This window comes from Synechococcus sp. R55.3 (assembly GCF_047461975.1).
In the GTDB taxonomy this organism is placed as follows: domain Bacteria; phylum Cyanobacteriota; class Cyanobacteriia; order Thermostichales; family Thermostichaceae; genus Thermostichus.
The window spans coordinates 1-14719 of record NZ_JANSIG010000077.1 but is presented as its reverse complement, the minus strand read 5'-3'; the positions used below and the strand labels follow the sequence as shown (position 1 = coordinate 14719).

The 14719-nt window shown below is 61.4% G+C and carries 7 protein-coding genes; 2 read left to right on the top strand and 5 right to left on the bottom strand.

Annotated elements, in window-relative coordinates:
* The first annotated feature begins 83 nt into the window (after positions 1 to 83).
* Positions 84 to 1913 carry an NFACT family protein gene (locus NW849_RS11375; RefSeq protein ID WP_414357728.1) on the top strand — a complete coding sequence of 610 codons (1830 nt, stop codon included), beginning with the start codon at positions 84 to 86 and terminating at the stop codon, positions 1911 to 1913.
* Between the two features lie 47 nt (positions 1914 to 1960).
* Here the strand turns inward: NW849_RS11375 and NW849_RS11370 are convergent, their stop codons facing one another.
* The 5 genes from NW849_RS11370 to NW849_RS11350 all read right to left on the bottom strand — a co-directional run bounded on the left by NW849_RS11370 (position 1961) and on the right by NW849_RS11350 (position 13423).
* Positions 1961 to 6796, bottom strand: coding sequence for an alpha-2-macroglobulin family protein (locus tag NW849_RS11370; RefSeq protein WP_414357727.1), 4836 nt, complete (start codon positions 6794 to 6796; stop codon positions 1961 to 1963).
* A gap of 72 nt (positions 6797 to 6868) precedes the next feature.
* A complete protein-coding gene (locus NW849_RS11365; protein WP_414357726.1) occupies positions 6869 to 8095 on the bottom strand; it encodes a type II secretion system F family protein in 1227 nt (408 codons plus the stop codon).
* A 196-nt stretch (positions 8096 to 8291) separates the two neighbouring features.
* Positions 8292 to 9434 (bottom strand): type IV pilus twitching motility protein PilT, encoded by a 1143-nt coding sequence (locus tag NW849_RS11360; RefSeq protein ID WP_414352159.1) that lies wholly within the window; start codon positions 9432 to 9434, stop codon positions 8292 to 8294.
* A 131-nt stretch (positions 9435 to 9565) separates the two neighbouring features.
* A complete protein-coding gene (locus NW849_RS11355; protein WP_414357725.1) occupies positions 9566 to 11629 on the bottom strand; it encodes a GspE/PulE family protein in 2064 nt (687 codons plus the stop codon).
* Positions 11630 to 11785: 156 nt separating this feature from the next.
* Positions 11786 to 13423, bottom strand: coding sequence for an acetolactate synthase large subunit (locus NW849_RS11350; protein ID WP_414357729.1), 1638 nt, complete (start codon positions 13421 to 13423; stop codon positions 11786 to 11788).
* 178 nt (positions 13424 to 13601) lie between these two features.
* Between NW849_RS11350 and NW849_RS11345 the strand changes: the two genes are divergently transcribed.
* Positions 13602 to 14684, top strand: a complete 1083-nt coding sequence (locus NW849_RS11345) for a dipeptide epimerase (RefSeq protein ID WP_414357724.1) — start codon at positions 13602 to 13604, stop codon at positions 14682 to 14684.
* Positions 14685 to 14719: the final 35 nt, after the last annotated feature.

Below are 14719 nucleotides of genomic sequence, written 5' to 3'. Positions count from 1 at the left end.
TTTGGAAACAAACAGAATGCTATCGCTGCATAGTTGAACAGTGATGTTCAGCAGTGTTCAGCGTAAATGTATCAGCAACAGGGATGCAGCCGGTTGATTTAACCACCCTGCGTGCTGTGCTCGCCGATCTAACCCAGGCTAAGACAGGTCGGGATCCAGTGTTGCCTGCCCGCGTGGAATGGATCCAACAGACCGATCTGTGGACGGTGGTCATTGGCTTGCGCACCCTCACTGCCCGCCCCTGCTTGCTGTTGTGCTGGCATCCTCAGGCGGCCCGTCTCCACCTCTGTCAGCCTCCTCCCAAAGAGCCGGATGGCTTTCAATTTAGCCAGTTCCTCCAACGGCACCTGAAGGGTTTGGCTCTGACGGAGCTGGCTCTGCTGGAGGATTGGGAACGGGTGATTGACTTGCGCTTTGCTCCTCGGCCTGGGGATCCCCCTTATCGCCATCTCTACCTGGAGGTGATGGGCAAGCACAGCAATGCCATTTTGGTGGACGAGGCGGGCATGATCTTGGCCAGTGGCCATGGGGTAAGCGAGCGCCAATCGCGAATCCGTCCAGTGCAGCCGGGCCTGCCCTACGAGGCTCCTCCGGCCCTAACCGACCCGATCCCGCAGCGATCCGAGCCCTTCTCCTGCTGGCAAGAGCGCGTTGCCCTGATCCCCGGCCCCATCGGCCAACGGCTGTTGCGCTGTTATCGCGGCCTCAGTCGGCACTTGGTGGAAGCGATGTGTCATCAGGCTGGGATCCCGCCGCAAACCCCCACCGATCACCTCTCTGCCCAGGATTGGCAGGCGCTGTTTGCCAGGTGGCAAGACTGGTTAACCCGTCTGGAAACAGGCCAGTTTGACCCAGCTCCCACTCCCCAGGGATACACCGTTCTCGGCTGGGCAAGCGGTGCCGTTCCCGTTAGCGGGACGGAGTCCCTGCAACAACCTTCTCGACTCAATCTGCACCAACTTTTGGAAAGCTACTACCAGGCTCAGCTTAATCGTGAACAGTTTGAGCGAGAGCGCCACCGTCTGCTGCAAAGGGTATCCACCCTGCTGAAAAAGCTCTATCAGCGGCGAGAGCAATTTGAGGCAATGCTGGCCGACTCCACCCAAGCGGAAGCCTCCAAGCAGGCTGCCGACTTGTTGATGGCCCACCTCCACCTCTGGCGGCCAGGGTTGCATCACATCGAGCTGCCGGATTTTGCCAGCGGCCAGACGGTCAAGATCCCTCTCGACCCCGAAAAAAATGCCATTCTCAATGCCCAAGCCTACTACCGCAAGCACCGCAAACAAAAACGGGCCCAGGATGCTATCCGGCCCCTACAAGAGGCGCTTGGCCAAGAGATCCTCTACCTCGAGCAGGTGGAAGCGTCTCTACAACAGCTGGAAACCTATCGGGATCCCCAAGACTTGACCACCCTCAAGGAAATTGAGACCGAGCTGATTGAACAGCGCTACTTGGAGAGTCCCACTCGCAACAGCGGGACAGAGTCTCTGCGGGCGAGCTCAAAACATGCCTCACCGGCAACCTTCAACCCCCACCGCTTTACCAGCCCCAGTGGCTTCTCCATTTGGGTGGGGCGCAACAACCTGCAAAATGACCAGCTCACCTTTCGCGTGGCCCAGGAACACGATTGGTGGTTTCATGCCCAGGAGATCCCCGGCAGTCATGTGCTGCTGCGCTTGCCCCCCGGCGCTGTAGCAGAAAGCGAAGATCTGCAGGCGGCTGCTGATTTGGCGGCCCATTTCAGCCGCGGTCGCCTCAGCGAACAGGTGCCGGTGGTCTATACCCGCCCGAAACTGGTGTTCAAACCCAAGGGATCCCCGCCCGGCATGGTCGTTTACAACCAGGAGCAGGTGCTTTGGGGGCGGCCCAGCCATGCGCAGCTGCTCATTGCGTCAGCCCTTGGGCCACACTGACGCAACTGGTTACTTTGTTTCTGGCCAAGTGGGCAGGTTCGAGACATTCAAGGGAGAACTTCGAGGGAGTAAGCGGCGCTGCGGCCATAGCGGCTGGGGTCGTACATTTCTTCTGCCAAGGCAGGAGCCACCTGGAATTGGCCGGGGATCTCCGGACGGAAGAGATAGACAAACTCATGGCGACCCTGCTTGAGCTCGGTGCTGAAAAAGGCCACGCGGTCATCCCGATTCTCTTGGCGGGTCCAAAACCAGTCCCACCAGTAGTCTGGGGCCAAGCCGGTGAACTCTCGCGGATCCTGGGAGGTGATCTCGGCGCCGCTGGGCAGGGGATCCTCGACCACCACGTAGTGGCTGTCCCGCTCGGCTTCCACCGTCAACCGGGCCAGGAGGATTTCTCCGGCCCTTACTGTGTCGCCAGGGCGCAGCGGCTGCTCTCGGTAGCGGATCTCCCCGTTGGGTTGGAGCTGGGGCTGTAGGCGGAAGTAGCTGCGGCTCACCGCAAAGCCTTGGGCTTGAGAGGGCAGAGGGTTGGGGACGAAGGCTTCTCCCCTCAAGCTGTAGTAAAGGGGGCCGGGGCCGGACTTTTCCAGGCGCAGGCTGCTCAGGTTCCCCACTTCTGCGTCAGCCCAATCCAGCCCATAGCGGGGATCCCCAGCGCCGGCCTGCCAGCGACCGAGAAGGGATCCGGTTGTCCCATCCAACACCCGCACCTCGCCGGGGCTGGGAAGCTGCTGCTGCTGGGCCTGGTAGTAGGCGGACAGGCCGAGGAGAGCATCAGCGGTGGCTTTGGTGGTGCGCCAGCGGTTGTTTTGCCGCTGCTGGAGAAGGGCCTCGGCAATCTGGGCAGCCCGGTCATCCTGCAGCCGAACGGCCAATTGCAGTAGGGGGCCGGCCACCTCCATGTCGTCGTAGGTGGAGCGCTCTTGGGTCGCACGAGTTGGAGCAGCCGGGATAAACCAGCGCCCTTGGGGATCCTGTTGCCGCCGCTCCAGAACCTCATCCAGGGCTGCCTGGGCAAGATCCCTCTGGCCCAGTTGCAGGGCAGCCAGGCCATGGTAGGCCAGGCCAAAGGTGGAAAGCTGGGCCGGCGGCGGCAGGTCGGCAGTTACCAAAGCGGGATCCCAGAGGGCCAGGCTGTAGGCGACAAAAGCCTGTAGATCGGGGGAGAGGGCTTGTGGCTGGGCCAGTTGAGCGGCCAGATAGTCCAAGGCCTGCCGCACCCGCCACTCTTTGAGGGCATAGCCAGCAGCTTGGGCAAGGTGATACCCCTGCAGGATGTATCCGGTCAGATAGGGGTTGCTCCGGTCATGGGCCCACCAGCCCCAGCCCCCATCGTAGTTCTGGGATCCCTCCAGTCGCTGCAAGCCGGATCGAAGCACTCGAGGCAGCCGCTCCAGGGTTTGCGGTCGCGTCGGCGTTGCGGAGCAACAGCGCAGGTTCAAGCCCAACTGCTCGCTGACTTGGGCGACGGCTAGGGCGGGCAAGAAGCGACTCAGGGTTTGCTCGGTGCAGCCGTAGGGGAACTTCACCAGGTAATCCAGCGGCCCCAGCAGGGTTGCTGCCGGGCTAGCGGCCAGTTCCAGGTGAAGCTGCCGGGATCCCGGCACCCAGGTGGCGGGCCAATCCAGCGGCAACTCCAGACTGCCAGACTCCCCTTCACGCAAGCCAGACGGGGTTCCCAGTTGGCCCACTTGGGAGAAGCGATGCGCCGCCCCAAAGGGCTGGCTGGGGATCCGCAGTTGCAACGCATCTTTCAGCCCATTCCCTTCCGCCCAGACCCGCAGAGAGGTATCTCCGGCCCCCAGAACCTGGAGAGGCCATTCCACCCGCCCCGCTCCTTGGGCCGGCACGGTGAGGCGTTGTCGTTCCGGGCCTTGCAATTTCAAGATCCCACCGGCAGGAACAGGAACTTCCAGCCGCACCTCCACCGCTTGGGCTTGACCCGTGCGGTTTTGCACAATGGCCGCCAAGGTGAGCTGATCCCCCACCCGGAAAAAGCGGGGAGCGGCCAAGCGCACCAACAGGTCTTTGCTAACCGAGACTGTGGCAAGAGCGGATCCCACCTGGGTGTCGGCAGTGGCGGCGCGGGCGGTCAAGCGCCAGGTGGTGAGGTTGTCGGGCCAGCGCACCTGCACCTGAGCCAGGCCATCGGCATTGGTGACCAGATCCGGGAACCAGGCGGCGGTATCGCGAAAGTCTTCCCGCACTTGGCCGGCCAGCTTGTCAGCACCGCCGGGATATTGCTGAGGGAAAGAGGTAGTGGTGGTAACTTGGTTGTACTGGCGCCCATAGAAGAAGCGGCGAATATCCGGGGTGAAGTCGGGTCGCAATAGGTAGAGGGCATTGTCCACAATCCCTAGGCCCACCTCGGCGCTCACCGGCTGCCCTTGGGCATCGCGGGTGCGGATTTGGATTTGGGCGGTCTCGCCCGGTCGATAGGTGGGTTTATCGGTTTGCAGCTCCACCTGCAAAAAGCGATCCAAGGGGGAGACCCGCAGCAGGGCCTCGCTTCGGTACAGCCGCCGCTCTGGGCCGATGGCAGTGGCAGTGACGTAGAGATTGGGACGATAGTCGCCGCGGATGGGCAGCCGCAGCGTGGCCGTATGCCCCTGGAGACGCAGCACCTGCACCTGGTGCAGCCGGGATCCCTCAATGCCCACCAGCACCGCCACATCCGGCAGCGGCGAGACTATCAGGATCTGGGCCTCTTCCCCCACCTGGTAGATCTGCCGATCCGCCACCACTTCCAGGCTGGGCAGGGATCCCCAACTTTGTAGGGGGCTGCCCGGCTCCACCACCCAGAGATAGTCCACCTCCTGCACCCGTTCGCGCCAGCGGTGCGGAGCACTTTGACGGCGGGGATCCCATGCCGTCAACCGCACCCGGTAGTCTCCCGGCTCCAGGTCGGCGGGCAAGCTGAGGGTGAGGCTGCCCTCCCCGTTGACGATCTGAAAAGGCTGCCGCAGCAGGGTACCTTGCCGTTGGTAGGTGCTGCTCTTGGGATCCCAGCGCCAGCGCTCCAGGCTCAGCTCTCCGGTGGCGCTGACGGGGCGGCCATCGTAATCGCGGGCTTGCAGCCGGTAGGTGAGGGTATCCCCCGGAGCGGGCAGGTGGCGGTCGGCCTCGGCAAAGAGGGCAAATTCGCCAGCCGTGACCCAGGCCCTCGCCGTTCCGGTCACGGTGCGACGGCTGATGTCGGTCACCTCCACCTCGATGCGCAACTGCTGCACCTCTTGGGGGCCCCAGTAGCTGTCTTCTTCCCAGTTGAGATCCTGCAGCAGGCGATCCAGGCGAAACTCCGCCCGCCCTTGGGCATCCGTCACCCCTTCTCCTTCCGCCACCAACTGGCCGTAGCCGCCGTAGTAGCCCTGCTCCTCTCCCAGGTCGTCGGCGAAATAGTCTTCCTCGGCAGAACGGGGCAACAGCCCATAGCGCAGGCTCCAGTCGGGGCTGCTGTAAACTCGGTAGCGGAGCTGGGCAGCGGCCACCGGCGCGCCGAAAAGATACTCGGCCTCCACCTGCACCTTCAGGGATCCCCCCCGCACCAGCCAAGGTCGGTCGGGCACCACCGCCACCTCAAACTCCGGCTTGCGGTAGGCTTCCACCTGAAAAGAGGTGTATTCGCCGCTGGATCCCTGCGGCCCTGACACCTGCCACTCCAGGCCGTAGCTGCCCAGGGGCGCCTCTTCCGGCAGTTGAAACTCCCCATAGACACTGCCAAAAGCATTGGTGGCCAGGGTTTGTTCGCTCAACACATCCCCGTTGGGGGCCGTAAGGGTCAGTTGCACTGCTTGTCCTACCGGGGGCGGCGTGAGGCGGGTTTGCTCTCGCACCAGGGCGCGGAAATAGACGGTTTGGCCAGGGCGGTAGAGGGGACGATCCGTGTAGGCGTAGATCCGGTGGGGCTGGTTCCAGCCATAGGCGTAGCTGCGGGACAAAGCCTGCAGGGTGTTGTCGGCACTGCGGCCATAGACCACCAGGGAAGAACCCTCTCTCGCCGGCAGGCCAAAGCGGGCTAGCCCCTCTGCATCGGTGGTGGCCGTCAAGGGATCCCCCCACTCCCCGAAAACTTGGATCTGGATCCCGGCCAGGGGACGCAGCTCCCGCAGGTGCACCGCCTGCACCACCAACTGGCTGGCATCCTGCTTCTGGATGAGGCCGAGATCGCTCACCAAAAACCAATGGTCGAAACGGGGCAAGGGTGCAGCCGCATTCAGCGGCTCCCGGCCCTCCGCCTCCACCCAGTAGGCCCCCGGCGGCAGGATCCCCAGCTCCAAGGTTTGGGCTGTCCACCCCTCTCCCGCTCGTCGTGGCACCGGCTGCTGCCAACTGCGCACAAGCTCCCGCCGCAGGGTGGGATACAGAGCCAGATTCAGGGAGCCATAGCCAGCATCCGCCAAATCCCGCAAGAGAGGGGATCCCTGCAGCTCTGTCAGGGAAAAGCGATAGAGGCTGAGCTGCACCGAGCCCAGGCTGGTGGCCCGCCACTGCAGCCGCGCCGGTTCTGCGGTCGTAAACACCTGGCTGGTGCTGTAGAGATAGAGACCGGGGGGGACAAGCTGAGGGCGCAAGGTGGGGATCCGAACCGTTGCCCCCTCCCGCACCAGAACGGATCCCTGGCTGCCCACCGTTTCCAGGCCGGATCCCTGCACCGTCACCTGGTATTCCCCAACAGGCAATCGATCCAAGCGATATTCGCCATCTGAGGCCAAGCTGGCGCTGCGCGTGACCGGGCCGGCTGCAATGACCTGCACATCCCCAGGCGGAGCCTCTGCCGGCAGCTCCACCCGTCCCGCCAGGGATCCCGTCGGCTGTTCGGAAAGCAAAACTGCCAGCCCCACCCCCAACAACAGCACCAGGGCCGCTAACCATCGCCTCAGCATGGGATCCCTTTCCTTTGTTGCTCCTACCCTGTGCCCTGGCCGCCCTGGGGGTTCAAGGGTCAGCCCAATCCACTACTTCACCAACTCGAACACGTTGAACATGGGCAGGTACATGGCCACGATAATGCAGCCCACCATACCGCCCAGGATCACGATCATCAACGGCTCCAGCAGGCTGGTGAGGGCGCGTACCGCCTCCTCCACCTCCAGCTCGTAGAAATCCGCCGTCTTCATCAGCATCGCGTCCAGCTCCCCTGTCTCTTCCCCCACGCTGATCATCTGAATGGCCATGACTGGGAAGACCTTGGCCTTGCCCAGAGCAGGGGCAATCTGCCCTCCCTCTGAGATGGATTGGCGGGCGGCGTCAATGGCGTTGGCCACCACCTGGTTGCCGGAGGTGTCGCGCACAATTTCCAAGGAAGTCAGCACCGGCACCCCGGAGCGGGTGAGAGCGCCAAAGGTGCGGCAGAAGCGAGCCACCGCCGACTTCTGGATCAGATCCCCGAAGAGAGGGAGCTTGAGGGCCAGCGCGTCGATGGTCTCCTTGCCGGCAGGGGTGCGGTAAAAGCGCCGGAAAGCAAAATAGACGGCCCCTAGAAAGCCCACCAGCCCCAAGCTGTACTGGGGCGTGCGCAGGAACTTGCTGATGTTGATGAAAAACTGGGTAAAGGCGGGCAGCTCCCCACCCAAGTCGTTGTAGATGCTCTCAAACGTGGGCAAGATGAACAGCACCATGCCCAAGAAAATCAAGACAGCCAAGATCGTCACCACCACCGGGTAGGTCATGGCTGATTTGATCTGCTTCTGCAGGCGATCCATGTCCTCCAGCAGCTTGGCCAGGCGGTTGAGCACTTCGTCCAGCACGCCGCCCACCTCCCCCGCCTGCACCATGCTGCAGTAGAGGCCGTCGAAGGCGTCGGGATAAGGGCGGATGGAGTCGGAGAGGTTTTTCCCCGCCTCCACCTCCGCTCGGATAGCCCTCAGGTACTTTTTGAGTTTGGGGTTGCCGGTTTGCTCCTCCATGATGGTAAGAGAGCGCACCATCGACACGCCGGCGTTGATCAAGGCAGCAAATTGCCGGGAGAACACTGCCTTGTCGCGAATGTCGATGGATCCCAGCATTGAGAAATCGAAAGACGTATCCAAGGAAAAGAAGGGTTTCTCCTCCTGAATGTCTTCCTGTTTGGCAAAAATCCCGTCTCGGCGCAGCCGTGCACGAACTTCGGTCAAGCTGTTGGCCACCACCGTCAGGCGTACCGGCTGACCGGCCTTTAACCCCCGAACCTTATAGCGCGGCATGGCTGTACCCCCGGCTAGATCGCTCTAAATAACGAAATGGCTTTAAATGTTTCGCAGGTGCAAAAGAGAAGTCAGCCCAAACCTTGGGCAGATCAACAATCTCTCAGCTAGAGCTTAGCCACAAATCAAGTCAGCGGCTAGAGATCGGCAATGAACCCTCACCCGGGGATCCCTGCGCGCCTGGTGGCAACGAGGTTTAGCGACGGGTGGCAACTGCTGGTGGCCGCTGTTGCTGGGCAGCCGCGGCTGGCGAGGGCCCGGTAACGTTGCCCAAAAGCCGTTGCAACTCCTCGGGGCGAGAGGTCTTAGACATGGCCGTATCGAAGTCGATCTTGCCCTGTAGGTAAAGGTTAGCCAGATCTTGCTCCAGCGTTTTCATGCCCTGCTTGCCCCCCGTCTGGATAGCCGAGTAGATCTGGGCAGTTTTGCCCTCCCGAATCAGGTTGGCAATGGCCGGCGTCACCACCATGATTTCCTGCACCAGCACCCGTCCAGGCTCTCCTGGCTTGGGATTGAGGCGGCGGGCCAGAGTTTGGGAGAAGACGGCCTTGAGGGAGTTGGAGAGCTGCACGCGAATCTGCTGCTGCTGCTCGGGCGGAAACACATCCACCAAGCGATCCACCGTCTGGGCGGCAGAACTGGTGTGTACCGTGGCAAAGCAGAGGTGGCCCGTCTCGGCGGCGGTAATGGCCAACTGGATGGTCTCCAGATCCCGCATCTCCCCGATCAGGATCACATCCGGATCCTCCCGCATCGCTGCCCGCAGGGCATTGGCAAAACTCTTGGTGTCTTCCCCCAGTTGCCGCTGGTGGATGATGCTGCGAATGGGGGTGTAGATATACTCAATGGGATCCTCGATGGTGAGGATGTGCTCGGCCCGTTCGCGGTTGATCATGTCGATCATGGAAGCCAGCGTAGTCGATTTGCCAGATCCCGTTGGGCCGGTTACCAGCACCAAGCCCCGCGGCAGGCGAGCTGCTTCCTTACACACATCCGGCAGGCCCAGCTTGTCGATGTTGGGGATCTCAGAAGCCAGGGCCCGCATGGCGCAAGCATAGGTGCCGCGATCGCGGTAGACGTTCACGCGGAAGCGCCCGATCCCGCGCACCCCGTAGGAGCAGTCCAGTTCCCAGTTTTGCTCCAACTGCTTGCGCTGGTTATTGTTCAACATGCTGAAGATCAGCCGCTGCACCTCCTCTGCGGAGAGAGGCTCATGCTCTGTCGGCTCGAGGTGACCATTGATGCGGAAGTAGGGGGGCAAACCCGCCGAAATATGAATGTCGGAACCGCCCTTTTGGACGATTGCTTCCATCAGGTCTTCGATCATCAGTTGGGGCATAGGGTTGGGTTCTCCAAAGGTGAGTAGAGCTATCTATCAAAAGAGCTAGTGGCCAAAGCCATGTCAGAAAGGCAACTGTATAGGACTGTTATAGTCGGCACCCCAACACCGTCAAGGGCCAAGGCGACTTCCTAAAACTTCGGCGTCAGGCAATAGGGGCAATCCATCCAGTCTACATGCAAGGCCGCGCCACAGTTGCGGCAGGTGCTGAGAGCCTTGGCACGGGCCTTCAGCTCACTTTCCAGGCCCTTATCGGTAAGGGTCACCCGATCCACCTCCTCCAGCGTGGTGAGGCCCTGCTTCACCAGCATCAAGCTGTAGGCCAGCAGGGTTTTCATGCCACTTTCCACCGCCGCTTCCTTGATCACCTCAGTGGGGGCTTCTTTGTTGATCAAATCCGCGAGGCGGTCGTTCATGCGCATGAATTCGTACACCCCTATCCGGCCTTTGTAGCCCACGCCCCCGCAGTTCTCGCAGATGGGCTTGCCGGTGGCCTTGCGCTGTTCTACCTCTTTGGGGGAGAGCTTGTTGGCTTTGTAAAAGGTGAGCTGCTCGCCATCGCCGCTGAGGGTAAGGCCGTAGCGGGCCAGCTCCTCAGGTGTGGGGTGGTAGGGGATCCGACAGGCCGTACACACTCGGCGCATTAAGCGCTGGGCCAACACCCCCAGCAACGAGCTGGAGATCATAAATGGCTCGATCCCCATCTCCGTCAGGCGGGCGATGGCACCGGGGGCATCGTTGGTGTGTAGGGTGGTCAACACCAGGTGACCGGTAAGGGAAGCCTCGATGGCGGTTTTGGCCGTCTCGTGGTCGCGGGTTTCCCCCACCAGGATCACATCCGGGTCTTGCCGCAGGAAGGCGCGCAGGATCATGGCAAAGTCCATGCCCTTTTCTCGGATCACCTGCACTTGGGTGATCCCCGGCAGCGAGTATTCAATGGGATCCTCGGCAGTGCTGATGTTGATGCCCGGATCGTTCACCTCCGCCAGAGCCGAGTAGAGGGTGGTGGTTTTCCCGGATCCCGTTGGCCCGGTCACCAAGATTAGGCCAAAGGGTCGCCTGACAATCTCCTTGAAGCTTTCCAAGGTCTCTGGGTCGGTGATCAGCTTGTCCAGCCCCAGTTGGGTGGCGGAGTTGTCCAGGATCCGCAGCACGATCTTCTCCCCATAGCGGGAGGGCAGGGTGCTGACCCGGAAGTCCACCTTGCGCCCCTTGAAGACCCGCCGGATCCGCCCATCCTGGGGCATGCGCCGCTCGGCAATATTCAGGTTGGAGATGATTTTAAAGCGGGCAGTGAGGGCGGGGACGATCTTCTTGGGAAAGTTTTCAAAAGCCTGCCGCAACACCCCATCTTTGCGGAAGCGGATGCGCAGGTATTCTTCTTGCGGCTCGATGTGGATGTCAGACGCCCCGTCCTGCAGGGCCTTGACCAGGATCTGGTTGGACAGTTTAATAATCGGGGCATCATCTGCCGATTTGACCTGCTGCTCCAGGGATCCCTCGCCGGCCTCATCGGCAGCCACATCCTCAATAGCATCCAGATCGATTTCGGCAGTGTTGACCACCACCTCTTCTTCCTGTTGGGCAGCAGCCGCGTCGTTGATCCCCTTGATGGCCAGCAGCTCCGCCTGCGCATCCATGTAGCGGTTGATCAGGGTCTCGAAATCCCGCTGGGTGAAGACCCGCCGCTGCAGCTTCAGCCCCTGGATGCGGAAGCGCCGTTGAATGTCGTCCAGTGCCTGCAGGTTGTCTGGCTTGACCATCGCCACCGTCACCTGATTGTCTCGACGGCGAATGGGCAAGAACTTGTAGCGGTTGCAGATGTCGAGGGGCAAGATCGAGTCGATCAGCCCAATCATCTCGGAGATCTCCACCGGCTCCAGGTCGACATCCAGGGAGGGGATCCCGTAGATGATTTTCAGTTCAAAGAGCTGCTGCCGTTTGTAAGCCCGCTCCAGGTCAGGGGTGATCTCTTTGCCCACGATATCCTTGACCACCAGAGCCAGGGCCTTGCTGTTGCCCTCTCGATCCGCTTTGAGGGCGTTTTGGATGTCCTGGATCTGCTTATCGTCGGCAAAGCCCAGCTCCTTTAACTTGCGGCCAAAGGGGGTAATGCTGACGTTGGCGATGGCCAGAGCTTTGCTGGCAGCGCCGGCGCGGCGCGAGGTAAAGGGAGGGGAAGGAAGATCGCTCATGCTGGCGGGTCACCCACAATGCCTCTATTTCACTGCACTTGGCTGCTAAGGGTCAACGGTAAAGATACATAAGTCTGGACTTCCCAGAGGCCGCCAACCCTGGGCTTACTATGCCCCAACTCGGCTCAAATCTCGCATTCCTATCCACCTCACCCCCTAAGTCTCGCAGACCAGCGCTTGCGACCGCTGGGTCAAGTAAAGATTTTCGCCGTAATCGACAGGGCAGTCGATGAGGGTGGGCACCGGCTGCTCGAGGGCCTGCTTCAGGATGGGGATCAGCTCGGCAGCCTTTTCGACACGGTAGCCCTTGAGGCCCATGCTCTCCGCCAGCTTAACGAAGTCTGGATTGCCGAACTTGACGAAAGCAGCCTCGTTGTACTGATTGTGTTGCTTCCACTCGATCAGCCCATAGCCGCCATCGTTGAAGATGAGGGTGACAAAGGGAGTGCCCACCCTGAGGGCAGTTTCCAGCTCTTGGCAGTTCATCATGAACCCTCCATCTCCGGTTACGGCCACGATGCGCCGGTCGGGATGCACCAATTTGGCGGCCAAGGCCCCCGGAATGGCGATGCCCATGGCGGCAAAGCCGTTGGAGATGAGACAGGTGTTGGGTTTGTCACAGTGGTAGAGGCGGGCCATCCACATTTTGTGGGCGCCGACATCGGAGATGACGATGTCTTCGGGTTCCAGGACTTGGCGCAGGTCGTAGATCAGCTTTTGGGGCTTGATCGGGTAGCTCTGATCCTGGGCATAGCAGGTGTACTCGCGGACGATGTTCTGCCGCAGGCTGATGCCATAGGGATCCGGCTTGCCCGTGCGATCGCAGCGGCGCAGGATCTCCAGCAGGGAGTCGGAAATGTCTCCCACCACCTCTACTTGCGGGATGTAGCTGCTGTCGATTTCAGCCGGCAGGGCGGCGATGTGAACGATGGGGATGGTGCCGTCGGGGTTCCATTTCTTGGGAGAGTACTCGATGAGGTCGTAGCCGACGGCGATCAACAGATCGGTGCGGTCGAAACCACAACTGACCAGATCCCGCTGCTGTAGGCCAACGGCCCACAAGGACAAGGGGTGGGTGTAGGGGATCACCCCTTTGCCCATGAAGGTATTGGCGACGGGAATATTCAGGCGGGTGGCAAATTCGGTGAGGGCGTTGCTGGCTTGGGCGCGAATGGCTCCATTGCCGGCCAAAATCAAGGGGTTGCGGGCGCGGGAGATCAGGGAGGCCGCTTCGTTCAGGCTTTGATAGGAGGCGTAGGTTTTGTCCAGGCGATCTCTCCTCAAGGGAGTGCCGCTGGCTTCCATGGCGGCGATGTTTTCCGGCAAGTCGATGTGGACGGCCCCGGGCTTCTCGGTTTGGGCCAATTTGAAAGCCTTGCGCACGATCTCCGAGGTGATGCTGGGGCGCACGATCTGGGCATTCCACTTGGTGACGGGGGCAAACATGGCCACCAAATCCAGGTATTGATGGGATTCGATGTGCATGCGGTCGGTGCCCACTTGGCCGGTGATGGCCACTAGGGGTGCTCCATCCAGGTTGGCATCGGCAACTCCGGTCATCAGGTTGGTGGCGCCCGGCCCCAAGGTGGAGAGACACACCCCCGCTCTGCCCGTCAGCCGGCCATAGACATCGGCCATGAAGGCGGCCCCCTGTTCGTGGCGGGTGGTGATAAAGCGAATTGAGGAGCGGCGCAGGGCTTGCAGGACTTCCAGGTTTTCTTCGCCAGGAACGCCGAAGATGTACTGCACCCCCTCATTTTCCAGGCAGCGAACCAGCAGTTCGGCGGTATTCATGGTGGCAAGGGTATGGAGAACGGTGGATCTGGATCCCACCATAGACGGCGGACGGGGCAAGGGATAACTTGTTTTCTGGGCTTGGGGACGGGGGCAGGCTGGGCTGGGAACCAAGCTAAGCTCAAAGGGGCGGCCCAGGCCCAATTGCCCCTCCAAGCTTCCTCTTCTGGAGATGCCCATGCGGCTCTACGTCGAACCTTTCACCGTTCACAAGCGCTACGCCTTGACCATCAGCCGAGGTACCCACAGCGATACAACCTTGGCTTGGGTGCGAATTGAGGAGGAGGGAGTTGAAGGGTGGGGAGAGGCTTGCCCTTTTTCGGTGAGCGACGATTGCCAGCAGTCTCTGGACGACATCCTGATGGGTCTGGAGGTGGCCAAAGGGATCCTGCGCCGCCATTCCCCCTGGGAGCGACAGCCAATCGAGGCAGAACTGCTGCGGGCCGGGATCCCTTCGGCAGCGCGGGCAGCGGTGGATATGGCCCTGCACGATTGGATGGGCAAACGGCTGGGGAGGCCCCTGTGGCAGTTGTGGGGGCTGGATCGCTCCCGCATTCCGCCCACGACGATGACGATCGGCATCTCCACCCCGCAGGCGGCCCGCCAGCGCGCCTTGGCCTGGATGGAACAGACCCAAGCGCGGGCTTTTAAGATCAAGCTGGGCAGCGACTCGGGGCTGATGGCGGATCAGAACATGCTGATTGCTGTACAAGAGGTGATCCCGCTGGGATCCCTGATTACAGTGGATGCCAACGGCGCTTGGACGGTGGAGCAAACCCTGAGCATGAGCAACTGGCTGGCGGGGCAAGGGGTGAGCTACCTGGAGCAGCCTTTGGAGAGGGGGCAGGAAGCGAAGCTGATCACCCTCTGGCACGAGTCGAAGCTGCCCATTTTTGTGGATGAGAGCTGTATGGACAGCCGCGATATCCCCCCTCTGGTGGATCGCGTCCACGGGATCAACATTAAGCTGATGAAGTGCGGAGGCCTCAGCGAAGCCTGGCGCATGATCCACACCGCCAAAGCCCACGGCCTACAGGTGATGTTGGGCTGCTACAGCAACACAGCTCTGGGGAATACGGCGGCGGCCCACTTGGCTCCCCTGGTGGATTACCTGGACTTGGATAGCCACCTCAACCTCATCGACGATCCCTTTGCCGGGGCCATCCTGCAGGACGGCTGCCTGCTCCCCACCGACCGACCGGGTTTGGGGGTAGAGCTGAGGGAGCATGCCTCTAACCCCCAAAACCCTGAACTTTGCTGAATTTACTGAGCTTTAGGCGGTTTGGCAAAAGTCAT

Coding starts and splice junctions, on each gene's coding strand:
- NW849_RS11375 (WP_414357728.1), top strand. CDS start 84: ATGCAGCCGGTTGATTTAACCACCCTGCGTGCTGTGCTCGCCGATCTA.
- NW849_RS11370 (WP_414357727.1), bottom strand. CDS start 6,796: ATGCTGAGGCGATGGTTAGCGGCCCTGGTGCTGTTGTTGGGGGTGGGG.
- NW849_RS11365 (WP_414357726.1), bottom strand. CDS start 8,095: ATGCCGCGCTATAAGGTTCGGGGGTTAAAGGCCGGTCAGCCGGTACGC.
- NW849_RS11360 (WP_414352159.1), bottom strand. CDS start 9,434: ATGCCCCAACTGATGATCGAAGACCTGATGGAAGCAATCGTCCAAAAG.
- NW849_RS11355 (WP_414357725.1), bottom strand. CDS start 11,629: ATGAGCGATCTTCCTTCCCCTCCCTTTACCTCGCGCCGCGCCGGCGCT.
- NW849_RS11350 (WP_414357729.1), bottom strand. CDS start 13,423: ATGAATACCGCCGAACTGCTGGTTCGCTGCCTGGAAAATGAGGGGGTG.
- NW849_RS11345 (WP_414357724.1), top strand. CDS start 13,602: ATGCGGCTCTACGTCGAACCTTTCACCGTTCACAAGCGCTACGCCTTG.